We start from the raw sequence: 22,642 nt of genomic DNA, 5'->3' as shown, positions 1-22,642 counted from the left end.
GGGGTCGAAACCGACTGACGATGCGCTATCAGTCCAGCCTCAAGGAATCGTAACGCGGACGTCTCCCAAGCCTCGACCGATGAGCACCGTTCCCGTGTGGATCGGCACCCACCCCTGCGCGTCCTGGTCCCAGCGACGCTGGAGCCGAAGGTCGCACGCGGCTCGAATCCTGACTTCCTGGCCGGGAAGCACATCAGACTGCCCCCAGCCGATCAGGCGGATCGGCTCGTCATCGCTCTCCGGGTCGAAGTAGATCTGCACGGTCTCACGACCGTCGAGCCGGCCGGAGTTGCGCACCGTGACGTCAACCGCATCGATCCGTCCGTCTGACGATCGCACGATATCCGCGTCCGAGTATTCCCAGGTGGTGAGCCCCAGCCCGTGCCCGAACCAGAAGGCCGGCGCCTCCCCGCTCCCGAACCAGCCGCGGTGGCCGATCGAACTTCCCTCGGCGTACTCCAGGACTCCCCGTCGAGGCGTGGTACTCCAGGCCGGCCCGCGGTGATTGCTCGCAGGGAAGGTGGTGACCAGACGGCCCTCCGGAAGCACATCGCCCAGGAGCGCAGCGGCGACGGCATCCCCCGCTTCCTGACCGGGGAGGCCGGTGAACAGCACAGCGTCGACATCGGCGATCCAGGGCATCAGCACCGGAGTGGCGGCGTTGACGACGACCACAGTGCGCGGCGCGACGTTCGCGACCGCCGCGACGAGGGCATCTTGATCACCGGGTAGCGACAGCGTGGTCTTGTCCTCGCCCTCCGTCTCCTGGTCGGGAGTGAAGCCGACGACGACGACAGCCACGTCGGCGGTCCGGGCCGCGGCAGAGGCTGCGGCGATCGCGGAGGCCGATGATCGCACCGCCTGACTGACCACCAGGCCGAGGATGCGCGGCAGCTCTTCCCTCTCCACCGTCGCGGTGACGAGCTGCCCCGGCTCCACGCGCACTGCGGTGGCCTGGCTCTTGGGTCGGAAGAAGCCGCCGCCGGGGCCGGGGTGATAGTCGATCCGGTAGCTGCTGTCATGCCCCTCCGTGACCAGATGCCAGTTCCCTGGGCCCCGGGTTCCGAGCTGCACCATCCGGCCCTCCCGGAGTTCCAGAGTCGCGCTCAGCTCGATGCGGGCGGCCCCCTCGAGCCATCCGATCTGGCTGTCCTCGAGCTCCGCCACCTCGAGATGGCGGCTGTGCACGAGATCGCCGGCATCGTCGAAGACCCGAACACGGATGCCGCGCTCCCCCGTTTCGGGATCACGCACGAGCGTGGGCTTCACGGTGGGCAGCGTCTTACGCGTCTCGACGCCGTCGGTGAAGATGACGTGGTCGGCGCCGAGGCGCGCTGTCATCCCTTCGACGATCGAGACGACGTGCGGAGCGCGAACCTGAGCGGATCCGCCGCCCTGTCCGATCGTGTCCGTGGCATGGCGACCGATGAGCGCGTGGGTGGCATCCTCACGGAGGGGAAGGGTGTCATCGACGTTCTTGATGACGACCATGCCGGCCGCCGCAAGCCGCCGGAGTTGCGCCCGCCGCAGAGCGCCGGCCGGTACCTCGACGGCTTCGGGCCAACTGCGGGGTACGGCGAGGCCGCCCACACGATGGGCGAGCAGGAGCAGACGCCGCACATGATCGTCGATGGCTTCTTCAGAGACGGCCCCCTCACGCACTTCTTCCTCGAGCGATTCCGTCCAGGGTGTCATCGGGCCGGGCATCACGAGGTCGAGCCCCGCGGCAGCGCTCTCGGCGGCCGTTTTGGTGGCGTACCAGTCCGACAAGACCAGTCCGTCGTAGCCCCACTCGTCTTTCAGCACCTGGGTGATGAGCTCGTGATGCTCCGTGGAGGGAACACCGTTGACGCTGTTGTACGCGGCCATCACGGTCCACGGATTCGCATCGTCGATCGCGATCTCGAAGGGTGTCAGGTACACCTCCCTGAGCGTTTTGGCCGTCATCCGCACATCAACCGTCGTCCGTTCGGTCTCGGATTCATTGCCGAGGAAGTGCTTGGCGCTGGCACCGACGCCGCGCTCCTGAAGGGCGTTGATGTATGCGCTCGCCAACCGTCCGGTGAGCAGCGGATCCTCACTGAAAGCCTCGAAGAGCCTGCCGCCCAGGGGCGACCTGTGGAGATTGATGGTCGGGCCCAGAACGACGTGGGTGCGCTGCGCCTCTGCTTCCTCGGCCAAGATGCCCCCGGCCTCGGCGAGCGCCTCCGGATTCCAGGTCTGCGCGAGCAGACTCGCGTTGGGCAGCAGGCAGCTCTCACGTCCTCCGACGACGATCTCACCGCGAACACCCGTCGGGCCGTCCGAGAGCACGAGGCCTTCGAGGCCGATCGACTCGTCGGCGTGCAGCGAGAAGTTGTCGGCCCCGGAGAGCAGCCGCAGCTTTGCTCCCAGCGTCAGCCGTCGAACGAGATCCTCGATGGCCGGCGCGAGTGCGCCCGTCCCAGCGTCATTTTCCTCATGGATCGTCATCGGCTCACCTCACGCTTCGGACGGGAATGATCAGGACGGCACCGATGACGGCGATCGCGCCGGCGATGATGAGCATGATGTCGTAGTTGGCTCCACTGCTCAAGCCGACGATCCAAGCAGCGAGCGCGGGTGCAACCACCTGGGGCCCCGCCATGGCGATGTTGAATACACCGAGATCTTTCGCCGTCTCTTCGGGGTCGGGCAGCACATCCAGCACGAGCGCCAGGTCGACGGCCACGTACGCCCCGAAGCCGACCCCGATAATTGCCTCGGCCACGAAGAACATCGTGGGCTCCGTCGTCTGCGTGAGAAGGATCGTACCGGCGGCGAAGATGAGCGCTGCGACGATGATGAAGACCTTGCGCCGTCCGAGCTTGTCCGAGAGCCATCCGGCGATCTGGCCGCTGACGATCAGGGCGATCGTGAAGACCAGGACGCCCGTCGCCATGATGCGCACCGCCTCGGCAGGCTCGAGGTTCATCTCGTGTTGGATCCAGAGCAGCCGGAAGGTGATGAACATGAAATTTGCCAGCACGACCAGGAAGCGCGACCACCAGGCGAGTCCGAAGTCGGGGTTCTTGATCGGGTTCACCCAGAACGTCTTGAGCACGGTGCGGACGCCTCCGCCAGACTGAGCGCGGAAGGGGCGCGGCTTGTCAGGCAGCAGGATCGCGTAGATGAGCACCAGGATGAAACCGACCACTCCGGGGATCAGGAAGAGGAGCAGCAGTTGCGTGGCGAAGAACTGCGCGGCGTAGGCGGCGCCGAGGGTCGCGGCCTGCTGGGCGATGCCGATGGCTCCGGCGACCTTGCCGCGTTGCGAGGAGGGGAGCTGATCAGCGATGGAGGCGGTGTGCGCGGCGATTGCCGCATTCGCCGTGATCTGCGCGAGGATCCACCCCGCGCCGACGACCAGAGCCGTAGGCGCGATGGCCATGATCAGCAATGCGACCAGGAGACCCGCCATGCCGACGATCATCCAAGGTCGACGCCGCCCGAACCGACTCATCGTCCGGTCACTGATTCGCCCGAACACCGGGTCGAAGAACAGCGCGGACAGCGCGCCGATGGACGTGATCAGGCCGAGCGTGCCGATCACCTCTTCCTGCGGCATCAGCGACTGCAGCTTGAGAACGAGCGCCGCCGAGATGACGGTCGACAGCGGAAGCATGAGCCCCAGGCGGGCGAGCACCATCGTGGTGACCACGGCGGGCCGGGCGCGCATGGTGGGTGCGGCGAAAGTTGGGGGCTGGGGTGAGTCACCGACAGCGGTGTCGTCGATCATGGCGCTCCTCGTTGAGTGGGTTATACAGACCGAGCACTCGGTCGGTACAACCGTAGCGCACTGCATTGAGATTCTCAATGGTCCAGCGAGTTCGTGCGAGTACCGCATGCTCACCCACCATGATTCCCATGCCGGGTCCACTATCAGCGCTGCCCTGGGAACGGGCCGCGACGGATCATATCGGTGGCCCGAAACCATCGTTAAAACGCATTCACGCCAGTGGTCATCGGCTTCATCTTCGAGGATGCTGGAAGCTCACACCACACTTCCGTCTCCAGGAGGACACATGTCTACTCCCCGCCGCGCCCTGATCGTCATCGACCCCCAGCAGGAATACTTCACCGGCCTCCTATCCATCCAGTACCCGCCGCGCGACGAGTCGATCCAGCGGATCACCGACGCGATCGATGCCGCGGAGCGCGCCGGCATCCCCGTCGTCATGGTGCAGCACACGGCCGGGGACAGCGCCCCGGTGTTCAACCCGACGAAGCCGGAGTTCCGGCTCCACCCGGCGCTCGAGGAACGCGACTCGAGCGCGTGGAAGCACGTCGTCAAGCAGTACAGCTCCGTCTTCCCCGAGACCGGCATGCACGAGTGGCTGCGTGAGAAGGAGATCGACACCATCACGCTGGCGGGTTACATGACGAACAACTGCGTCATCGCCACCGCCGCCGATGCCGAGACACGGGGCATCGCCGCGGAGGTTCTCGCCGATGCCACCGGCGCGATCGACATCACCAACGGGGCAGGATCCGTCGATGCCAAGACCGTGCACACCACGCTGATGGCGCTGCTGAACTCGAACTGGGCGGCCGTCGCGCCGACCTCGGCCTGGGTCGGCGCCGTCGAGTCGGGTACGGCGCTCGACAAGAGCAACCTGGGTGAGTCGGCCGCTATGGGTGCCGCCGCACACGCCTGATTCTCATCATTCGGCCGGGCACCATGCGCGCATGGTGCCCGGTCTCACTTTTGGAGGTCCCTCGTGTTTTATCCAGAGTCATTCGGAACTGCCCCGTTCGCCCTGTCGGTTCTCGACGGCGGCCTCACCGGTGTCGGCTCCTCCGCCGCCATCGTGCTCGATGAGGTGATCACTGCCGCGCGCATCGCGGATGCGCGCGGTTACGCACGGTTCTGGATGTCCGAACACCATGCGATGCCCGGAGCATCGATCGCCTCGCCCCCACTCATGGCCGCGCGCCTGGTCGGCGAGACGCACCGGATTCGCCTCGGCGCAGGAGGAGTCATGCTGCCCAACCATGCACCGCTGCTGGTCGCCGAGCAGTTCGGCATGCTCGAGGCCCTGGCTCCTGGGCGCATCGATCTCGGCGTAGGGCGGGCACCCGGCACTGACCACACCACAGCGGCGGCGTTGCGGCGCCACGGATCCGCCAACGAGGAGTTCCCGCAGCAGGTGCAGGAACTGATCGCCTTCCTGAACGACGATCCCTCCGCTGCGCCTGTGAACGTGCATGCGGTTCCGGGCCCGTGGCAGGAACAGCAGAACGCCACCGATGCGCCGGCCCTGCCACCCGAACTGTGGATTCTGGGATCGTCGCTCTACTCGGCGCAACTCGCCGCTGCACTCGGGCGTCCCTACGCTTTCGCGCTGCAGTTCGGCAGTCCCGACGTCGTCAACGCCCTCCGCATCTACCGCCAGCGCTTCCGGCCCTCCCGTGCGCTGAGCGAACCGTACGCCATCGTCAGCGTCGGTGGCGTCGCCGAAGAAGACCCGGCAGAGGCCCGTCGAGAGTCCACGACCAACGCGATGGGGATGATGCGGATGTTCCAGGGCGAGACGTTCGCGCTGCCTTCCCCGGATGCCGTGCGTGACCACCCGTCGTCCGCCGCACAACGACAGTTCCTCGACGACTGGACGGATCGCACGTTCCACGGCACCGCAGCAGAAGTTTCCGTTCAGCTGGAGGAACTCCACTCGATCACCGATGCCGACGAGTTGATGCTGGTCACCGGCAGCCACGGAGTGGGAGCCAGGTCCACCACGCTCGAGTTGATCGCCGACCACTACGGTGCGGGCGACGCCCGACACTCCTGATCACCCCTGCCCGATGGTCGCGCCGGTATCCTTCACCGGCGCGACCATGGATCACCGGCCGAATAGACGCCCGAAGAACCCTGTCGCTGGAACCTTCTCGTGTCCGGTGCAACGCTGAGCGGACGGCACGTGACGCATGACATCCGCGACGTGCTGGCCGCATCCGGCCCAGGTCGTCTTTCCGCAGGTCTTGCAGGTGACTGCTCTACACATGAGCGAGGTCCTCTCATAGGGGGGTGGGTGTGTGGACGAGGCGTCACGCGAGGCTGAGGAAGACCTTCTCGAGCTCATCAACGGTCGGCCCCTCGGCGTCGTCATCGCGACCGACGCACTCCTGCAGCGCCGCCGCAACGATGACGAAGCCGGCCCTGTTGAGTGCGTGCGTCACCGCGGCCAACTGCGTCACGATGTCGCGGCACGACGCCTCGGTCTCCACCGCGGCGATCACGGCGTCCAGCTGGCCTCTTGCCCGGCGGAGCCGGTTGACGACGCGCCGCTGTGCGTCGAGATCTGCACTATCCATCGGAATTTCTCTCCTTCTCTGGCAGTGGAACAGGAAGATCGGCCTGGCCCGTCAGCGGGTGCGCACTCGTCGGTGAATGCTCGGCCTGCTGCACCCAAGAGGAGGCGCAGCGTCCCGTCGCCGCCATGGCCGCGACCGCGATCGCGATCACTCCTGCCACGACCGCGACCACCGGCGACGATGGGAACATCGACGCGGCGAACGCGGCGATGAAGACGGCAGCAGCGAGGTAGGCGAGCCGCTCGCCCCATGTCGCGCGGCAGACGACGCGCGTGGATCGATCAGACATCACGTGCCGGTCTCGGCCTTGTCAGCACCTGATCTTCTCGGTCCGCGAGCACCATGCGGAGCGTCGTCATTCCCCCGGAGAGCGATGCGGAATCGAACCCCGACTGAGCGAGGATCCGGTGCGCGATCGCCGATCGGACGCCGGATGCGCACAGCACCCGTACCGGCCTGCCGGCCGCGGCCAGGCGCACCTCCCCCAGACGCTCACGCAGCTGCGTATGCGGGATGTGAAGCGCTTCGGGGATCATGCCCTCCGCGACTTCGGTGTCACGTCTCACGTCAAGGACGAGAGACGTCTCCCGCACGAGGTCGAGATCCTGCGCATCCCACAGTCGCATCGTGCCGTCGAGAACGTTGGCGCCGAGCATGCCCGCGAGGTTCACAGGATCCTTCGCTTGACCGTACGGCGGGGAGTACGCAAGATCCAGATCGATCAGATCGTCCACCGACATGCCTTCCCGAAGCGCTGTCGCCAGCACATCGATCCTCTTGTCGACGCCGTCGGTTCCGCACGCCTGCGCGCCGAGAATCCGCCCGTCCTCTTCGCTGAAGTGCACGTTAAGGTGGACCGGAACGGCTCCGGGAAAGTATCCGGCGTGCTGATTCGGATGCAGACTGATCGTCCGAAAATCGATCCCCGAGCGAGACAGCGATGCGCGGCTCGCGCCGGTCAATGCGACCGTCAATCGGCCGACCCGGACGACGGCTGTTCCCAGCGGTGCTGGCATCGGCCTCGCACCTTCGGGGCGGAGGATGGCGTCGGCCACCAGGCGCCCCGCACGATTGGCTGGTCCGGCGAGCGCCACCGGTCGGCGGACGCCGGTCACGGGATCCTGGCTCAGCACGGCATCCCCCACAGCCCAGACCCGCGGCACGGACGTGCGTCCGTGTTCATCGACGATCATCGCGCCGCGCTCGCAGGCGACCCCCGCAGCTTCGAAGACAGCGGTATCGGGCCGGACTCCGATCGAGAGCACGACGAGTTCGGCGCTCACCTCCGTGCCGTCCGACAGGGTGATGACGTCGGCATCCTCGCCGGCGAGGATCGCCTCGGCGGCGACCCCTGTTCGCACATCCACACCTAACCGGCGCAGCTCTTCCGCTGCCAGCCAGCCGAATTCGGTATCGACCGGCGTGAGCACCTGGTCGGCGAGCTGAATCAGAGTGGTCTCGACGCCCTGCAGCGCCAATGCCTCTGCCGCTTCGACGCCGATGAATCCGGCCCCGAGGACGACGGCTCGCCTTACGCCTGCCTCGAGGTGTGCGCGCAGGTGCACTGCATCCTCGACGCTGCGCAGCGTCCGCACCCGCGGCGAGTCGATGCCGGAGATGTCCGGTCTCACTGCTCGCGCGCCCGGCGCCAGGACCAGGGCGTCATATCCGATGCGCTCCTCACCCGCGGAGGTGCGCACGACGAGCGTCTGCGCGTCTGCATCCACACCCACCACGTCGTGCCCCGTGCGCACATCGAGGTTCAACGACGCACGCAGCATCTCCGGCGTCTGCACCAGCAGCGAGCTCTCGTCCTCGATCTCACCTCCCACGAAATAGGGAAGTCCGCAGTTCGCGAACGATACATTCGCGCCGCGCTCGAGCACGACGATCTCCGCAGACTCGTCGAGACGACGGGCTCGCGCCGCGCAACTCATACCGCCTGCGACACCCCCGACGACGACGATCCTCACGTGGATGCGTCCGACTGCGCGGCGATCTGCGCCCTCACATCATCCATGTCGAGTCCCTGGACCGCATCGACGACCTGCTGCAGACCGGCCGCCGGCAGCGCGCCCGGCTGCGAGAACACCAAGATTCCGTCACGGAATGCCATCAGCGTGGGAATGGAGGTGATCTGAAAACCGGAGGCGAGTTCTCGCTCCACCTCGGTGTCGACCTTGCCGAACACGATGTCGGGGTGCTTCTCGGACGCAGCCTCGAAGATCGGCCCGAACATGCGACACGGACCGCACCACTCCGCCCAGAAGTCGAGCAGGACGATCCCCCCGCCGTCCAGGGTCTCATCGAAGTTCGTCGCGGTGATCGTTTGAGTAGCCATGTCCCGACAATATACCCCGTGGGGTATGGTACGCCGTTGGCTCATGAGCCAATATACGATGAGAACGGGTCACCCGAGAGGAACAAGATGAGGATCGCGATCTACGCTTTCACCGGCGTGACGATGTTCCATCTCTCCGTGCCGCAGATGGTCTTCGACGAGGTCGCCCGGCTGGGTCTTGGCGAGTGGTCATCCGTCCTCTTCTCCGAGCGGGGCGGATCCATCCGCACCGCCGAGGGCTATTCGATCGGCGGCATTCAGGCGCTGTCCGCGGTGACGGATGCCGATCTGATCGTCATCCCGTCGTGGGTGGATGACGGGCGCTTGCCGAGTACCGCTCTTCGCAAAGCCGTCCTCGCCGCGCATGCCGACGGCACCGTCGTCGCCGGCCTCTGCCTTGGCGCGATCGCAGTCGCCGATATCGGCCTTCTTCGAGACCGAAGCGCGGTTACGCACTGGCATTCGCTGGGCAATCTCGCCGAGCGGCACCCGGAGATCGACATCGATGCCGATGTGCTCTACATCGATCACGGCGATGTTCTGACCTCGGCAGGCACCGCCTCGGGCCTCGACGCATGCCTGCATGTAGTCCGCCAGAGGCTCGGCTCCGACGCGGCGAATCGTGTTGCTCGCAGCCTGGTGGTTGCACCCCACCGCGAGGGCGGGCAGGCCCAGTACATCGAACGTCCGATCGCGGTTCGCGAGGCGGATGACCCGATCGCGAAAGCACGCACCTGGGCTCTCGCGCACCTCGATGACGAGCTCACCGTCGAGAGACTCGCCGCCGCCGCGCACATGAGTCGCCGCTCCTTCGTGCGCTCCTTCCGCGATTCAACCGGCTCCACCCCTGCTGCGTGGGTCCGATCTCGACGGCTTGATGAAGCACGACGGCTCCTCGAGGTCACGAGCCTCTCGATCGATCAGATCGCGGCATCCTGCGGATTCGGAAGTCCCATCACGTTGCGTCAGAACTTCATGGCCGCATTCGGCAGCACACCGTCCAGTTACCGCCATCGCTTCGATGCGCGTACTTGAGTCAGCCGTCTCTCCACTTCGCACCTCCGCACACATGCGGATCAACGCATCGGCGCAGTGAGCAGATGCGGCCGCCCGGTGATCGGATGCTCGATGAGTCGCGAGTCGACGGCGAAGACCTCTCGCGTCAGCTCCGATGTCAGTGCCTCGGACGGGATACCGGCCGCCTTGATGCGCCCCTCATGCATCACGATGATCCGATCGGCATGGGCGACCGCGTGATTGAGATCGTGCAGAACGACCACGCGCGTGAGATCGACGGATTCCAGAAGGCTCAGCAGATCGTGCTGCGCCGTGATGTCGAGGTGGTTCGTTGGCTCGTCGAGCATCAGAACCGGCGCATCCTGAGTGAGAGCCCGCGCGAGGAGCACCCGCTGCCGCTCACCCCCGGAGAGCGTGGCGTACTTGCGGTCGGCCATGTGCGCGGCCCCGCATCTCACCAGTGCGGCGTCAGCATGGTCGCGGTCAGCTTTCGTCTCACCGCGATACCAGGACTGGTGGGCATGACGCCCGGTCGCGACGATGTCGCGAACCAGCATGCTGTCATTGCTCGTCTGATGCTGCGTCACCACCGCGCGCAGCTGCGCAGCCCGCCGTGGCGCGACATCCCAGACGTTCACGCTCCCGATGAGGATGCAGCCGGCATCCGGCTTGAGCGCGCGATACATCGCGCGCAGGAGCGTGGACTTTCCCGAACCATTCGGACCGACGATCGCGACGAACTCACCCGAGGTGATCTCGAGCGAGAGCTCCTCGATGAAGCGCGTGCCTCCGACACTGAGGTCGAGGTCCGTGATGGCGATCTTCATGTACGGCCTTCCGGTGATCTCATCAGCCAGAGAAAGAACGGTCCTCCCACGAGCGCGGTGAAGATCGTCAACGGATACTCGTTCGGGCTGCCCACGGTTCGGGCCACCAGGTCGACGGCGATCAGGAAGATCGCCCCCGCGAGCGCGGCGACCGGGAGCAATCGCCGATAGTCCGCCCCGACGATCATGCGCACAGCGTGCGGAATGATCAGACCGACGAAGCCGACGCCGCCCGCGACCGCGACGGTCACGGCCGTGAGGAGCGCGGCGACGATGAGGAGTCCGAGTCGGAAACGGCGCAGATTCACGCCGACCGCGACGGCGTCATCGTCGCCGAGCGCCAGGGCGTTCAACCCTCGCGCCTGGCTCAGCAGCCAGGCTCCCGCGAGGACCATGACGATGGTGGGCAGTAGAAGGCCTTCCCATCGTGCTCCCGCGACGCTCCCCATCATCCAGAAGAGGATCCCTCGCACCTGCCCCGGCTCGGCCTGCAGCTGAGCGAAGCTGGTTCCCGCCATCGCGACGTATCCGAGCGCCACACCGGAGAGAACGAGTCGCATGTCGGTGAAGTTTCCCGATCGTTGCGCGAACGCGAAGACCAGAACGAGGATGACCAGTGCGCCGACGAACGCTGCCGCCGGAGTGGTGAGCCCGAAGATCACACTCGAGCCGAAGGTCATCACCAGCACCGCGCCGAGAGATGCTCCTGACGAGACCCCGACGATGTACGGATCCGCCAGCGGATTCCGAAGCAGACCCTGCAGAGCTGCGCCGGCCAGCGCCAGCGCCGCGCCGACCACGCCCGCCATCAGCACCCGCGGGACGCGCAGCTCCCAGACGATCTTCTGATAGATCGAATCTACAGCGCTGGACTCGCCTGTCACGTTCGCCCACACCACTCCGATCACGCGATCGATGCCGACGTTGACGCTCCCGAAGCAGACAGCGACCACTGCAGTGACCAGAATCACCGCGGCCATAACCATCACCCACAGCGGCAACGACACCACTGCGGCGATACGAGGTCGGCGGCCTCGAACGAGTGCCGTCTTCGAGAGCGTCAAGAGCTCGTGGGCGGGACGAGCTCTCCGCCGGCGTCGTCCGCGGGTCTGTACACGAACGGGCTGAGAGCGACGGTCGCGAGGGAGATGAGCGCGGCGATCAGGAACGCCGCACGTGCTCCCGTCGCTCCCGCCGCTGCAGCCGTGAGGCCGTCACTCTCGCCCGCATGCAGGATCAATGAGTACGTCACCAGCAACACTGCGACTCCGGCCGCGCCGCCGACCTGCTGCAACGTGTTCAACACCGCGGTACCGTGCGAATACAGCCGGCGGGGAAGGGAGCCCAGCGATGCGGAGAACAGCGGGGTGAACGACATCGCCAGCCCGACCGACATCGCCGCCTGCACGATGATCAGCACCCACCACACGGTGTGCTCGCCGACCGTCGAGTAGTAGAAAAGCGCCGCGGACACGAGGACCGTGCCAGGGATGAGCAGCGGGCGCGTGCCGCGTGCGTCGTAGAAGCGCCCCATGACCGGACCGAGCAGACCCATCAGCAACGAGCCGGGGAGCAGGATCAGACCGGCCTGGAGCGGGTCGAGCCCTGCAACGTTCTGCAGATACTGCGGTAGCAGGGTCAGCGTGCCGAACATCGACAGCGCGAGTATCGCCATGATGATCACCGAGACGGTGAAGTTCCCCGAACGAAACACGCGCAGATCGAGCAGCGCGTCGTCGTTGCGCTGCAGCAGGAGCTGACGCCAGACGAACAGGCCGAGCGACACGCCACCGACGACGAGCGAGAGGATGCCGACCGTCTCGCCGGATCCGCCCTCGCCGCCGAACTGGCTGAGACCGAACACGATGCCGCCGAAGCCAAGCGCGGCGAGCGGGATCGAGAGCACGTCGAGCGGCACGTTGCGGGTCTCGCCGAGGTTCGTCATCCACTTCGCCCCCATCGCGAGAGCGATCAGCGCGATCGGGAGGATGATGGCGAAGAGTGCGCGCCAGCTCGCGAAGTTCAGCACTGCCCCGGCGAGCGTCGGGCCGATCGCGGGGGCGAGGGAGATGACCAGGCCGACGCGGCCCATCATGCGTCCGCGCGACTGCGGGGGCACGACGTTCATGATGGTCGTCATCAGCAACGGGATCATGACGCCGGTACCGGCCGCCTGGATCACGCGTCCGACGAGCAGTGTCGCGAAGCCCGGAGCGATGAGCGCCACCAGCGTGCCCAGGGAGAAGGCAATCATCGCGGCGATGAAGACCTGACGGGTCGTGAAACGCTGGAGGATGAATCCGGTCGTCGGGATGACGACGGCCATGGTCAGCATGAAGGCGCTTGTCAGCCACTGACCCAGCTCGGGCGGGATGCCGAGATCGGTGTTGAGGTCAGGGATCGCGATCCCCATCGTGGTCTCGTTCAGGATCGAGACGAACGCGGCGACCAACAGCAGCCAGATCACACGCATGTCAGAGCGCCGGATCATCCCTGACGTGGTGGCCGGAATCTCGATCGGACCAGTATCGACGGCAGACATGCGGCCTCCTGGGCCTGGAGAGAATGGGGCGACGAACGGGAGACCGGGCCGTCAGGGCAAGTATGAGCGGCTCCCGCTTGCCGACCGGAGGACGGGATCGGGATGCACGGCTCGGTCTTATTCTACGGTACGTAGAGTTAACAGGGCCATTCGAACCTGCCGGGCGAATCCTTAACACTACTTATTGTAGAGTTGAGCCACTTGACACCCAGGAAGGTTCGTCCGATGCACATCACGAAATCCCGAGCTGCGACCGCGCTCACTTCACTCGTCGTTCTCAGCGTCCTGGCCGGGTGCGCCGCCAGCCCGTCCGATGCGACCAAGACCGAATCGCCGACCGTCGATGGAACCGCCCTGATGGGCGGGAGCACCGAATACCCCCTCACGATCGACAACTGCGGCTTCGAGCAGACCTTCACGGAAAAGCCCGAGCGCGTAGTGCTCATGAATGGCGCGTCCGTCGCCGAGGTCGAGTCCCTCCTACTGCTCGGACTCGACGACACCATCCTCGCGAACATGCAGAACTACGGGATGTCCGATCAGCCAGAGCTGGTCGCGCAGATCGACGCGCTGCCCACAGGCGATCTGGACATGGCCGGGAGCTTCGAGATCCCCGCCGAGCAGTTGCTCGCCCTCAAGCCCGACCTGGTGATCGCGACGACGTCGGGCGGTTTCGACTCGGCCAACGGCCAAGCGTCACGCGACGAACTCGCCGCCGAGGGCATCAACACGATCGTCAATCCGGCGAACTGCGCCATGGGCAAGGAAGACCCCACGGAAGAAGAGCTCTCCGCCTTCGACAACGCCACGGTCGAGTCGTCGTTCGGGTTCCTCAACCTCGTCGGCAACGTCTTCGATCGCCAGGACGAAGCTGAAGCGCTCGTCAGCGACCTCCGCTCTCAGATCGACGCCGTATCGTCTGCCGTGGAAGGCCAGGAGACGCCGACCGGTCTCATCGTCTTCCCCAGCATGTCCATGATGACGACCAACGGCATGCCTGCGGTCTTCCTCGGCGGCATCTTCGACGATGTTCTGAACCGGGCCGGAGTCGTCGGGTCGTTCCAGGACAGCGACCTGACATTCACGTCAACCATTGACGCGGAGCACCTGGCCACGGCAGACGTCGACGTTCTTGTCGTCGGTGGGTTCATGCCGGGTGAGGATCTCGACGCCGAAGCCGCCGCGCTCTTCGCTGAGTACCCGCAGTGGGATGCCGCGAAGAACAACAACTACGTCACCGTCTCCGACGGCGTCTACGTCGGCCCGACGAATGCCGCCGCGATCGAGAAGATCGCGCGCGCAGCGCACCCCGACGCGTTCTGAACATACCTCGAGGGGTCCGGCGATCACACGATCGCCGGACCCTTCGGCACTCCGCGATCAGCGCTCCGGCCAGATCGGAAGCGCCCGGCCCACGGCGACCTTGTCGAGGCCGGCGGCGCGCCTGCCAGCGCCTCGTGAGGAAGGGTTCCATCTCGCGTCAGCGGAGCGACCCATCGTGCAGGCTTACTCCCCAGCGATGAGTTCGCCTCCGGCTGCACGCCAGTCGATGAGACCCCGGCTCATGTTGACCGCGTCGTAGCCGAGCTCCACGAGCATGTTCGCCGCACCGCTCGACAACATGCCGCCCGTGCAGAACGTGATGAGCAGCCGGTCCTCGGGCAGTTCATCGGCACGGTCCTCGAGTTGCGCCAGCGGGATCAGCACCGACCTCGGGATGTGATGCCGCCGCCACTCCTGCGCACGCCGCACGTCGACGATGAGGGCACCGTTCTCCATGAGCGCCCGCGCCTCCAAAGCGCTGACCGCGCGTGGTCGGCGGAAGAAGTGCCGGGCAGGCGTCACCGCCGATTCTCCGTGCGCACGTTGATGAGCGTGAGAATGCCGCCGAGAACAGGGATCAGCGCCATCAGACGAGTCCGCAGCAGAAGATCGCGCCCGAACAGTGCCGTCACCCCGACTGCGAGGTAAAGCGCACCGTGAATCGGACCGATCGCCGGGGCCACCCCGTCGGCATGCACGAGGAACAGGTTGACAAGCAGAACGGCGATGCTCAAAAGCTCGAGCACGGAGAGCACGTCGAGGGCGCGCAGCAGGGGTCTCATTCTGCACCCGGCCGAACGATCATGAGCACGACGACAATGACCCACAGCAGGTTGAAGCCCCCCGCCATCACACGCAGATTCGTGAATGCACGGCGATCGAGCGCGGAGCCGAGGGCATCACGCTGCGCGGGTACGATCCTCAGCACGAGCAGGGCGCCCGCGACGGCGGTGAGCACCATCGCGGCGGTGATCCATATCTCGCCGAGCCTTCCCTGCACGGCGGCGAGAGCCAGGCCGACCAGAGGAACGCTCAGCGCCAGAATGCCGTAGGTGCGCGTGACCCGATGCAGCAGCTTCGCCGCATCGAGCCCGCCTGCCGCACCATCCGCGGTCGATGCCGAGAGGGCGAACCGTGGAAAGAGACTCGTGGTGACGGCGACGGGACCGATGAAGAGGATACCCGCGACAACGTGCACGGACAGTAGGACGTTTTCCACTCCTTTAGTTTACCTAAAGGTTGTCCGTTCCCGCAAACGTCGCGATCATGTGGGCGCGGAGAGCGTCGGTGAGTTGCGGATGCCTTGCAGCGAATACCTCGTCCAGCGCGGCGATCCTCGCCGCGGCATCCTCCAGGAGCTGCCTACCCTGATCGGTGACCTCCAGATGCGAGGCAGCGCCGGCGCGGGCCGTGGCGTCGTCGACCAATCCGGCATCCTTCAACGCGGCGACCGCGATGTGGGCGCTCGGCGCCGTGATGCGGGACCGGCGTGCCAGCTCGCTGAAGGAGATGCCCGGAGTGACGCGGATGTGTCCGAGCAGTGCGTATTTTCGCGACGTCAGACCCAGCGGCTTCAACGCGTCAGCGAATGACTCCTGCCACCCCGCAGCGACGGCGAGCAACGCGATCGTGGGGCTGAAAGGCGGGATCTCGGGCATCCGCTCAGGCTACCCGCCATCCCAGCCCCGATCACAGGCGTCAGAGCTGATCCGACGAGGTTTACCGACAGCAACGGACCCGATGATCGCGCCGAAGCCCATCGACGACGCCGACATCACCCACCGGTATCGTGACGACGAGTTCGCTACGGCTTGCGCTCAGTCGGGGGCCGGCGACGCTCCCACGCTTCGAGGATGTGATAGCGCATCGCCGCCTCGGCGCGCTCCCCGTCCCCGTCGCGGATGGCGTCCAGCACCCGCTCGTGCTCTTCTAGCGTCGCGTCGAATGCGGCGCGGGTCGCGTTGCGAGTGAATCTCGCGCTTTGCCTGGCACGCGAGTACAGGGTGTTCGTGATGCCCTCGGCGAGCGGGATGTGCGAGAAGGACATGACCGCGGCGTGGAAGTCCCCGTCCGCGTCCGCAAACTTCTCGACGTCATCGACCGTCGCCCCCATCGCATCAAGCGCTGCTTCGAGCTCGGCGATCTCGTCGGGTGTTCGTCGTTGCGCGGTCGCGGCGGCCATGGCCCCTTCGAGCGAGCTTCGAACGATTGCCAGGTCATCGAGCACTCCGAGCGTTGCGTCGTTCTCGAGCATCACCTGAAGGACGACGGGGTCGAGCAGGTTCCAGTGGTCGCGGTGGCGCACTGTTGTGCCGCTCTTGCGGACGACGGTGATCATGCCTTTTTCTTCGATGCTGCGGATGGCCTCGCGGATGACCGTGCGACTGACGCCGAAATGCACGCTGAGTTCCGCTTCGATGGGCAGCAGCGCCTTCTCCGGCAGGGTGCCTGTGACGATCGCGGTGACGATGTCGTGGACGACGATGACGCCCAAGCGACCGGCTCGCTCGCGAGCGGTTCCGGGGAATATCTGTTCTGAGCGAGGGGGAGGCAGTGCGTCAGTCATCGTGTGCAGTCTAGTTCCGGGGTTCGGACTCGGTTGCGAGGTGGGAGGGGAAGGTCAGCGCGAATCCGGCTCTTGAGGGCCGGACGTGTGGCCCCGCCGCTTCTCGCCAGTTTCCATGGGCGTCCTCTGTTCGGATCAGCGTTTCGTCGATCGTGATGCCGGCGCCGATGTGATCTCCCAGGACGATTCCTCCGCCGTCGTACTCCTGATCCACGGTGACGCCGAAAGGAGCGCCCAGATCCTGGACCTCCGCAGAGAGGTGGTTCGGCGTTGCTGCTGCCGCGTGGGCGACGGCAGGATTGGCGGTGAGACCGACCGGACTCACCGGTACGTCATGGGCGAGGGCTGCTCCTGCCACGCGCAGGAAGTGCGTGATTCCCCAGACAGCTCCCGTCTGGAGGATGTCGGCGGCTCCTCGTGCGAGGAGCGCACGAAACTGTTCCAGGCCGGTGAGGTTCTCACCTGTGGCCACGCTCGCTCGCACCTGCGCAGAGAGGCGTTTGTGTCCCTCCACGTCCCAGCGACGCAGGGGCTCCTCGATCCACGTCAGATCGACAGCCTGTTCAACCTCTGCGACATAACGCACGGCCTGCTTCAGGTGCCATGACTCGTTGGCGTCGAGCATGAGGGCCGGTCGCCGCGTCCGCTCCCCCAGTGCATCCCGCATCAGCAATAGCCGCCGAATGTCAGCCTCGGCGTCTCGTCCGCCTTTCAGTTTGCCCGCGGTGAAACCGCGCTGCGCCATCTCCTGGTAGAAAGCGACCAACGCCTCATCGTCGAGAGCGATGTCGAGGCCGGAGGCGTAGCCGGGAACGAACCGGTCCTCCGCACCGAGCAAACGCCACAGCGGCTGGTCGACTGCTTTCGCTTTGAGGTCCCAGAACGCGGAATCGAGGATGGCGATACCGCCGAACGTCGCTCCGACGTGACCGGCCTTGAAGGAGCGCGCGAGCAGCGAGTCGTACAGACTGATGACAGCCCGCGGGTCCCGCCCTTCGATGGCGGGGAACAGTTCTGCGACACCGTGGTCCGAGCCGATGCCGACGCCTTCGAGGCCCGCGTCGGTCTCGAGGATGAGGACGGACACTTCAGTGATTCCCGAGGCGATGAACCCGTTGACGTCGCCGACGGGGCGCCCCCAGTTTCGATGGGTGCGGAGCGTACGGTATCCGGTGATCTTCATGGTGCTGCCGAACCTGACTGTGCATTGAATTGGGAGTGTGGGGCTGTGCTTGGCGCGCTCAGCTGCTTCCAGACGTCCTCCGGAATGCGCGCGGCGTGCCTGCGGACGGCGGCGTTGACATGCTCTGGCGTCCGCATACCGACCACAACGGATACCACCGCGGGATCTCTCAGCGGGAACCTGACCGCTGCGTCCGGCAACTCCCACCCCGCTGCTTCGCATACCTCCGAAAAAGAGCGAGCGCTCTGAATGAGCTCAGTGGGCGCCTGGCGGTAATCGAAGCTGGCATCATCGGGGACGAATCGCGCACTGAGAAGGCCCGAATTGTAGACCGCAGCCGCTACCACGGCGACGTTGCGTTCGGCGGCAAGAGGCAGCAGCTCTTCTTCCGCTGTCCGGTCGAGAAGCGTGAGGCGTCCGGCGACCATGACGACATCCACATCGCACTCGCGGACGAACCTGGCGAGCATCCCGGCTTGGTTCATCCCCGCACCGATCGCGCCCACGACTCCTTGATCGCGGAGCTCGATGAGCGCCGAAATGCCGGCGGTCGAGGCCTGCTCCCAGTGGGAATCCGGATCGTGCAGGTAGGCGATGTCCAACCGGTCCAGCTGCAGTCGGGTGAGGCTCTCCTCGACGGAGCGAAGGATCCCGTCGCGAGAGAAGTCCCAGTGTCGTGTGTGGCTCGCCGGAACGATGAACCCGTCGGCACTGTCCGTCTCACCGGCAGCGGCGCGCTCTGGCGTCGGAAGAAGAATCCGGCCGACCTTCGACGACACGATGTACTCGTTCCGAGGCCGCGTCGCTAGCGCCTCGCCGAGACGGCGCTCCGACAGCCCTAGCCCGTAGTGCGGCGCTGTGTCGAAGTACCGGATACCCGCACTCCATGCTGCGTCTACTGCAGCTTTGGCCTCGACATCATCGATCCGGCGTCCGAGGTTTCCCAGTTGAGCGGCGCCGAAGCCGAGTTCGGTCACCGTGACCCTGCCGACAGATCTCGTTCCCAGGCCCATCACGTCGTCAATCGAGGTGCCAGATCTCATCGAACTCCTCCCAGTTCTGTGCGGAGGAATCGGCTCGGAATGGCAGCTGGCACGGGCCGGTCTCTGCCCACCATCGCCGTGTGATCTCGTCAGCGGCCATGGTCCGCTGGTCTGCTTCGAAGTCGTCGCCGACATATTCGAAGTACGCCAGAAGGACGCCGTCGAGTTCGAAGATCGTGTAATTGCGAATCCCGCAGGCAGAGATCACCGTCTCCACATGCGACCAGACGTCACGATGGAGCTGCAGGTACTCGTCTCGCTTGTTCGGCCGTAGCCGTGCGGCCATGCCGAAGCGCCGCGGTGGTCGCACCGTCGTCTCTGTCATTCTTTCGTCCCGCCTGCGGTCATCCCGCTCACCAGGAATCGTTGAGAGAAGAGGAAGATCACCAAGACCGGTGCCACGGAGACGATGGTCGCCAGGGCGAGCACGGGAAGGCTGATCGTGACCGATGCGGAACTGGTCGGGTTGAACAGCGGCACATTGGAGAGGAGTTCGACGAGTCCGACCTGGATCGGGGACTTCCGGCCTGGTGCGGTGACGAAGGGGAGGAAGTAGTTGTTCCAGTTCCCCACGAGGTTGAAGAAACCGACCAGCGCGATGACGGGAGTGGCGAGTGGCATCGCGATTTTCACGAATACACGCACCTCTCCAGCGCCGTCGATGCGTGCGGCGTCGAGAAGGTCCTTTGAGATGCTGGTCGAGAAGTAGATGTACGTCAGATACACGCCGAAGGGGAAGAACGAGAAGGGCAGGATCACCGCGAGCGGGTTTCCGATCAGGCGCACCGCAGAGAGTTCCAAGAAGATCGGCAACACCAGCGCCGTATTCGGGATGAGCATCACCACGAGGGTGATCATGAGCAGTGCCTTGCGTCCCCGAAACTCGGTCAGCGCGAGAGCATAGCCAGCAGGGATGCTGACAAGCAGCGTCACCACGAGCGCTACCCCGCTGTAGAGCACCGAGTTGCCGAGCCACGTCCACACGACACCGCCTTGGAAAGCCGCAAGCGAGTTCCAGTTCGCGATGAGAGCGTCGAGACCTCCGAAGCTGAAGGGCGCGTTGAGCAGGAGCTCCCCCGAAGTCTTCGTCGGAGCAAGTAGCAGCCATACGATCGGCACGACGAAGAACAGAGCGAAGAACACCATCACGGCGATGATGAACACTCGGCCGATCCATCCAGCCGGACTCAATGGTCGACGCTCCGCTCGATCGCGGGACCTCTTGTTCGACATCTGTTGAATCTTGGCGGAATCAGTCGCGTTCAAAGAGTCCTCCTCGGAAGACGAAGATGGCCGACAACGCTGCCGCCACGACAAGCAGGAGTAGCGAGGTTGTTTTCATGGTGATTCAGGGTGCGTCCGGCACAGGCGGGGCTCACCTACGAGGAGTGGCGTGAATGGAAACGGCAGTATCCGCATCGATACTGAGACGCCACGTCTCTTTCGCGGCAATCGCGTGCGAGCAACGTCAATTGAACTGGAAGTCGCGGTAGCTGCTGCGAACGTTGAAACGCCGGCCATCCTTGCGTCGTTGCAGGTACCCAGCCACCGTATCGACGTCGTTCGGGCGCATCCCAAGTTCACGACACTTGGCACGTACCTGCTCGACCGAGATCAGCGCCCACCGTTCGGGACGGTTCGTCATGTCTGCTTTGAGCTTGTCTTCTTCGTTCCATTTCAGCCCGGACGAGTAGCCAGCGGCCATGCCCGCGATGTGTTCCGTCCTCTCGTCTGGGAGCATGATCGTCCAGGGCACCCGTGACGATCTCTTCGAGCACGGACCACCTTTCTTGCGCGAGGACTCGAGATGGAGGTTCGCGGCATAAAACGCATGGGCCCCGGTGCGCATGAGCGACCAGCACTCCTCCAGCGGGCCCGGGACGCGACCATCCGCGAGCACCGCCGCCGATCCCGCGCCCCCGGCCATCCGATGAGCAACTCTCCGAGGCACATTTTGCCGTCGGCACGATCGACGACGCGATCGAGGAGAGCCCCGGCAGCGACGTCGCGGGACCCGACACGCTCATCATCAGCGCCGGGACGCCCAGTGCGAGCTCCCGCACCGGGCGTCCCGGGTCAGTGACTCGACCTCGCGCACGGCTGGAGCGAGAGCCACGGCGCGCCGATCGACTACGCGTACACGAGCCTGTCGGAGAGACCAGCAGCACTGAACGCCTCTGTGAGGTCGTCCCGAGTTCCCTGAAAGTGCGCCCATCCTTCGAAGTGTGCGGGGATCACGCGGCGAGCGTCCAGAGCGCGCGCCACCCACGTTGCTTGGGTGTTGTCGAGGGTCACTAGCTGCGCGTCGAGCATGGGTTTGTGACGGACCCCGCCGAGGAACAGGATCGCGGTGTCGACAGGCGCGCACCGGTCCGCGATCTGCTGGACGTAGTCCAGGGATGCGTTGTCGCCACTGATATAGACACTCGGGTGCCCGTCGGCGGTGAGGAGGAATCCGATGACGTCTCCGGAGACAGGTTCGCTGCCCTCGGGGCCATGGCGTGCGGGCAGCCCAGTGATCGTCACCTCGGTGCCGCCTGGGGCAGTGAGGGTGACCTTCTCCCAGAACGCGAGGCCGTGGGCGTTGTTGCCTAGACGTCCCGCGCCGGAGACGGTGGTGTAGACGACGGGAACGCGGGGCAAGAAGGCGCGGCCGACGCGATCGAGGTTGTCATCGTGCTCGTCGTGAGAGAGCAGCACCGCGTCGATGTGGCCCACATCATCCGGACTGAGCAGCGACCCGAGGGTCTTGGTCATGGCGTAGCCCGGCATGACGGGGTACTCCCCCGGCGGGTCGAAGGTGGGGTCGGTGAGGAAGCGCAGCCCGGCGTACTCGATCAGCGTTGTCGGGCCGCTGAGCACTCGGACGGGGACATCGATCGGGGCAGGTTGGGTGATCATGAGGTTCTCTTTCAGGATTGGAATATGGTGGGTACAGATAGTTCCATGGAAACGATGCGGGGTTCGAGATGGACTGCGGCGTCGACGCAGCCAGGTGAGGTGAGGGATGACCGACGTGCGCATGCTGTACCACGATCTGGTGCGGTTCGAGACTGAGCTGTGGGCGGCGGTCGACGCGCGGCTGCGCTTGGACTGCGATCTGCCGCTCACGTGGTTCGAGATCATGCAGCTACTGCGCCATCGCGAGGGGCAGCGTGTCCAGGACGTGGCAGAGGAGTTCGTGATCACCGTGGGCGGGGCGAGCAAAGTCATCGACCGGATCGAGAAGGCCGGGTACTGCCGGCGGGTCCCCAACCCGCACGATCGCCGGTCCACATTGATCGTGCTGACCGCTGCCGGGACCACGAGGGCCGACGAGGCCGCACCGGTGTTCGAGGACGAACTCACCCACCGCTTCTCCTCTGTCCTGGGCCCGGCCGAGCTGGACCGGATGGCGGCCGGGCTGCGGCTCCTGCGGTCCGCGACCGCAGGTACACCCCGCAAGACCGCCTGACAACAACGCGGCG

At 65.5% G+C, this 22,642-nt stretch carries 25 protein-coding genes; 5 read left to right on the top strand and 20 right to left on the bottom strand.

What is annotated here, in order from left to right; genetic code table 11:
- Positions 1–39 precede the first annotated feature (39 nt).
- Positions 40–2,472 carry a glycoside hydrolase family 3 protein gene (locus ACIOTO_RS13235; RefSeq protein WP_400858209.1) on the bottom strand — a complete coding sequence of 811 codons (2,433 nt, stop codon included), beginning with the start codon at positions 2,470–2,472 and terminating at the stop codon, positions 40–42.
- A 4-nt stretch (positions 2,473–2,476) separates the two neighbouring features.
- Positions 2,477–3,757, bottom strand: a complete 1,281-nt coding sequence (locus ACIOTO_RS13230; protein ID WP_400858208.1) for an MFS transporter — start codon at positions 3,755–3,757, stop codon at positions 2,477–2,479.
- A 286-nt stretch (positions 3,758–4,043) separates the two neighbouring features.
- Between ACIOTO_RS13230 and ACIOTO_RS13225 the strand changes: the two genes are divergently transcribed.
- Both ACIOTO_RS13225 and ACIOTO_RS13220 read left to right on the top strand, forming a co-directional pair.
- Positions 4,044–4,676 (top strand): isochorismatase family protein, encoded by a 633-nt coding sequence (locus ACIOTO_RS13225; RefSeq protein WP_194764965.1) that lies wholly within the window; start codon positions 4,044–4,046, stop codon positions 4,674–4,676.
- A gap of 63 nt (positions 4,677–4,739) precedes the next feature.
- Positions 4,740–5,810, top strand: coding sequence for an LLM class flavin-dependent oxidoreductase (locus tag ACIOTO_RS13220; protein WP_400858205.1), 1,071 nt, complete (start codon positions 4,740–4,742; stop codon positions 5,808–5,810).
- Between the two features lie 256 nt (positions 5,811–6,066).
- Here ACIOTO_RS13220 and ACIOTO_RS13215 read toward each other — a convergent pair whose 3' ends face one another.
- Genes ACIOTO_RS13215 through trxA form a run of 4 tightly spaced genes read right to left on the bottom strand, consistent with a single transcriptional unit; the run spans position 6,067 to position 8,674 of the window.
- Positions 6,067–6,333, bottom strand: a complete 267-nt coding sequence (locus ACIOTO_RS13215; RefSeq protein WP_091030047.1) for a metal-sensitive transcriptional regulator — start codon at positions 6,331–6,333, stop codon at positions 6,067–6,069.
- Positions 6,326–6,622: a hypothetical protein gene (locus ACIOTO_RS13210; protein ID WP_400858203.1), complete on the bottom strand. Its 297-nt coding sequence runs from the start codon at positions 6,620–6,622 to the stop codon at positions 6,326–6,328. Before ACIOTO_RS13210 ends, ACIOTO_RS13215 begins: the two co-directional genes overlap by 8 nt.
- Positions 6,615–8,306 (bottom strand): FAD-dependent oxidoreductase, encoded by a 1,692-nt coding sequence (locus ACIOTO_RS13205; protein WP_400858201.1) that lies wholly within the window; start codon positions 8,304–8,306, stop codon positions 6,615–6,617. The genes ACIOTO_RS13210 and ACIOTO_RS13205 overlap by 8 nt, the downstream gene beginning before the upstream one ends.
- Positions 8,303–8,674 carry a thioredoxin gene (gene trxA, locus ACIOTO_RS13200; protein ID WP_194764969.1) on the bottom strand — a complete coding sequence of 124 codons (372 nt, stop codon included), beginning with the start codon at positions 8,672–8,674 and terminating at the stop codon, positions 8,303–8,305. Before trxA ends, ACIOTO_RS13205 begins: the two co-directional genes overlap by 4 nt.
- Before the next feature lie 87 nt (positions 8,675–8,761).
- Between trxA and ACIOTO_RS13195 the strand changes: the two genes are divergently transcribed.
- Positions 8,762–9,709 carry a GlxA family transcriptional regulator gene (locus tag ACIOTO_RS13195; protein WP_400858198.1) on the top strand — a complete coding sequence of 316 codons (948 nt, stop codon included), beginning with the start codon at positions 8,762–8,764 and terminating at the stop codon, positions 9,707–9,709.
- Positions 9,710–9,750: 41 nt separating this feature from the next.
- Here ACIOTO_RS13195 and ACIOTO_RS13190 read toward each other — a convergent pair whose 3' ends face one another.
- The 3 genes from ACIOTO_RS13190 to ACIOTO_RS13180 form a co-directional block, all read right to left on the bottom strand.
- Positions 9,751–10,518: an ABC transporter ATP-binding protein gene (locus ACIOTO_RS13190; protein WP_400858196.1), complete on the bottom strand. Its 768-nt coding sequence runs from the start codon at positions 10,516–10,518 to the stop codon at positions 9,751–9,753.
- Positions 10,515–11,498 carry a FecCD family ABC transporter permease gene (locus ACIOTO_RS13185; protein ID WP_400858194.1) on the bottom strand — a complete coding sequence of 328 codons (984 nt, stop codon included), beginning with the start codon at positions 11,496–11,498 and terminating at the stop codon, positions 10,515–10,517. The genes ACIOTO_RS13190 and ACIOTO_RS13185 overlap by 4 nt, the downstream gene beginning before the upstream one ends.
- Positions 11,499–11,578: 80 nt before the next feature.
- On the bottom strand, positions 11,579–13,060 hold the full coding sequence (locus tag ACIOTO_RS13180; RefSeq protein ID WP_400858192.1) for a DHA2 family efflux MFS transporter permease subunit: 1,482 nt from the start codon (positions 13,058–13,060) through the stop codon (positions 11,579–11,581).
- Between the two features lie 225 nt (positions 13,061–13,285).
- On the opposite strand from ACIOTO_RS13180, the gene ACIOTO_RS13175 reads away from it, so the two are divergent.
- The gene (locus ACIOTO_RS13175; protein WP_400858191.1) at positions 13,286–14,383 is read left to right on the top strand and encodes an ABC transporter substrate-binding protein; all 1,098 of its coding nucleotides are present in this window, start codon (positions 13,286–13,288) and stop codon (positions 14,381–14,383) included.
- 183 nt (positions 14,384–14,566) lie between these two features.
- Here ACIOTO_RS13175 and ACIOTO_RS13170 read toward each other — a convergent pair whose 3' ends face one another.
- The 11 genes from ACIOTO_RS13170 to ACIOTO_RS13120 form a co-directional block, all read right to left on the bottom strand.
- The gene (locus tag ACIOTO_RS13170; RefSeq protein WP_400858190.1) at positions 14,567–14,905 is read right to left on the bottom strand and encodes a rhodanese-like domain-containing protein; all 339 of its coding nucleotides are present in this window, start codon (positions 14,903–14,905) and stop codon (positions 14,567–14,569) included.
- Entirely contained in the window at positions 14,902–15,165 is a 264-nt protein-coding gene (locus tag ACIOTO_RS13165; protein WP_091030081.1) for a hypothetical protein, read from the bottom strand. Before ACIOTO_RS13165 ends, ACIOTO_RS13170 begins: the two co-directional genes overlap by 4 nt.
- Positions 15,162–15,602: a hypothetical protein gene (locus ACIOTO_RS13160; protein ID WP_400858188.1), complete on the bottom strand. Its 441-nt coding sequence runs from the start codon at positions 15,600–15,602 to the stop codon at positions 15,162–15,164. Before ACIOTO_RS13160 ends, ACIOTO_RS13165 begins: the two co-directional genes overlap by 4 nt.
- A gap of 13 nt (positions 15,603–15,615) precedes the next feature.
- Positions 15,616–16,041 carry a MarR family winged helix-turn-helix transcriptional regulator gene (locus tag ACIOTO_RS13155; protein ID WP_400858187.1) on the bottom strand — a complete coding sequence of 142 codons (426 nt, stop codon included), beginning with the start codon at positions 16,039–16,041 and terminating at the stop codon, positions 15,616–15,618.
- Between the two features lie 146 nt (positions 16,042–16,187).
- Entirely contained in the window at positions 16,188–16,877 is a 690-nt protein-coding gene (locus ACIOTO_RS13150) for a FadR/GntR family transcriptional regulator (protein ID WP_400858186.1), read from the bottom strand.
- 82 nt (positions 16,878–16,959) lie between these two features.
- Positions 16,960–18,132, bottom strand: coding sequence for a mandelate racemase/muconate lactonizing enzyme family protein (locus ACIOTO_RS13145; protein ID WP_400858185.1), 1,173 nt, complete (start codon positions 18,130–18,132; stop codon positions 16,960–16,962).
- Positions 18,129–19,175 carry an aldo/keto reductase gene (locus tag ACIOTO_RS13140; RefSeq protein ID WP_228528584.1) on the bottom strand — a complete coding sequence of 349 codons (1,047 nt, stop codon included), beginning with the start codon at positions 19,173–19,175 and terminating at the stop codon, positions 18,129–18,131. Before ACIOTO_RS13140 ends, ACIOTO_RS13145 begins: the two co-directional genes overlap by 4 nt.
- Positions 19,153–19,500, bottom strand: a complete 348-nt coding sequence (locus ACIOTO_RS13135; protein ID WP_400858184.1) for an L-rhamnose mutarotase — start codon at positions 19,498–19,500, stop codon at positions 19,153–19,155. The genes ACIOTO_RS13140 and ACIOTO_RS13135 overlap by 23 nt, the downstream gene beginning before the upstream one ends.
- On the bottom strand, positions 19,497–20,366 hold the full coding sequence (locus ACIOTO_RS13130) for a carbohydrate ABC transporter permease (protein ID WP_400858182.1): 870 nt from the start codon (positions 20,364–20,366) through the stop codon (positions 19,497–19,499). Before ACIOTO_RS13130 ends, ACIOTO_RS13135 begins: the two co-directional genes overlap by 4 nt.
- A 277-nt stretch (positions 20,367–20,643) precedes the next feature.
- Positions 20,644–21,102: a hypothetical protein gene (locus ACIOTO_RS13125; protein WP_400858181.1), complete on the bottom strand. Its 459-nt coding sequence runs from the start codon at positions 21,100–21,102 to the stop codon at positions 20,644–20,646.
- A gap of 203 nt (positions 21,103–21,305) precedes the next feature.
- Complete coding sequence (locus tag ACIOTO_RS13120) at positions 21,306–22,076, bottom strand: MBL fold metallo-hydrolase (RefSeq protein WP_400858179.1); 771 nt, start codon at positions 22,074–22,076, stop codon at positions 21,306–21,308.
- Between the two features lie 106 nt (positions 22,077–22,182).
- On the opposite strand from ACIOTO_RS13120, the gene ACIOTO_RS13115 reads away from it, so the two are divergent.
- Complete coding sequence (locus ACIOTO_RS13115) at positions 22,183–22,629, top strand: MarR family winged helix-turn-helix transcriptional regulator (protein ID WP_400858177.1); 447 nt, start codon at positions 22,183–22,185, stop codon at positions 22,627–22,629.
- Positions 22,630–22,642: the final 13 nt, after the last annotated feature.

Origin of the sequence: Microbacterium sp. NPDC087592, from assembly GCF_044743585.1 — a bacterium.
Classification (GTDB): Bacteria; Actinomycetota; Actinomycetes; order Actinomycetales; family Microbacteriaceae; genus Microbacterium.
The sequence above is the reverse complement of the archived record's forward strand: the minus strand, read 5'-3'. Positions and strand labels throughout refer to the sequence as shown.

Bases quoted from the DNA above. Each gene is read 5' to 3' on its own strand.
- ACIOTO_RS13235 (WP_400858209.1), bottom strand. From the start codon at position 2,472: ATGACGATCCATGAGGAAAATGACGCTGGGACGGGCGCACTCGCGCCG.
- ACIOTO_RS13230 (WP_400858208.1), bottom strand. From the start codon at position 3,757: ATGATCGACGACACCGCTGTCGGTGACTCACCCCAGCCCCCAACTTTC.
- ACIOTO_RS13225 (WP_194764965.1), top strand. From the start codon at position 4,044: ATGTCTACTCCCCGCCGCGCCCTGATCGTCATCGACCCCCAGCAGGAA.
- ACIOTO_RS13215 (WP_091030047.1), bottom strand. From the start codon at position 6,333: ATGGATAGTGCAGATCTCGACGCACAGCGGCGCGTCGTCAACCGGCTC.
- ACIOTO_RS13210 (WP_400858203.1), bottom strand. From the start codon at position 6,622: ATGTCTGATCGATCCACGCGCGTCGTCTGCCGCGCGACATGGGGCGAG.
- trxA (WP_194764969.1), bottom strand. From the start codon at position 8,674: ATGGCTACTCAAACGATCACCGCGACGAACTTCGATGAGACCCTGGAC.
- ACIOTO_RS13195 (WP_400858198.1), top strand. From the start codon at position 8,762: ATGAGGATCGCGATCTACGCTTTCACCGGCGTGACGATGTTCCATCTC.
- ACIOTO_RS13190 (WP_400858196.1), bottom strand. From the start codon at position 10,518: ATGAAGATCGCCATCACGGACCTCGACCTCAGTGTCGGAGGCACGCGC.
- ACIOTO_RS13185 (WP_400858194.1), bottom strand. From the start codon at position 11,498: ATGGCCGCGGTGATTCTGGTCACTGCAGTGGTCGCTGTCTGCTTCGGG.
- ACIOTO_RS13180 (WP_400858192.1), bottom strand. From the start codon at position 13,060: ATGTCTGCCGTCGATACTGGTCCGATCGAGATTCCGGCCACCACGTCA.
- ACIOTO_RS13175 (WP_400858191.1), top strand. From the start codon at position 13,286: ATGCACATCACGAAATCCCGAGCTGCGACCGCGCTCACTTCACTCGTC.
- ACIOTO_RS13165 (WP_091030081.1), bottom strand. From the start codon at position 15,165: ATGAGACCCCTGCTGCGCGCCCTCGACGTGCTCTCCGTGCTCGAGCTT.
- ACIOTO_RS13155 (WP_400858187.1), bottom strand. From the start codon at position 16,041: ATGCCCGAGATCCCGCCTTTCAGCCCCACGATCGCGTTGCTCGCCGTC.
- ACIOTO_RS13145 (WP_400858185.1), bottom strand. From the start codon at position 18,132: ATGAAGATCACCGGATACCGTACGCTCCGCACCCATCGAAACTGGGGG.
- ACIOTO_RS13140 (WP_228528584.1), bottom strand. From the start codon at position 19,175: ATGAGATCTGGCACCTCGATTGACGACGTGATGGGCCTGGGAACGAGA.
- ACIOTO_RS13135 (WP_400858184.1), bottom strand. From the start codon at position 19,500: ATGACAGAGACGACGGTGCGACCACCGCGGCGCTTCGGCATGGCCGCA.
- ACIOTO_RS13125 (WP_400858181.1), bottom strand. From the start codon at position 21,102: ATGGCCGGGGGCGCGGGATCGGCGGCGGTGCTCGCGGATGGTCGCGTC.
- ACIOTO_RS13120 (WP_400858179.1), bottom strand. From the start codon at position 22,076: ATGATCACCCAACCTGCCCCGATCGATGTCCCCGTCCGAGTGCTCAGC.
- ACIOTO_RS13115 (WP_400858177.1), top strand. From the start codon at position 22,183: ATGACCGACGTGCGCATGCTGTACCACGATCTGGTGCGGTTCGAGACT.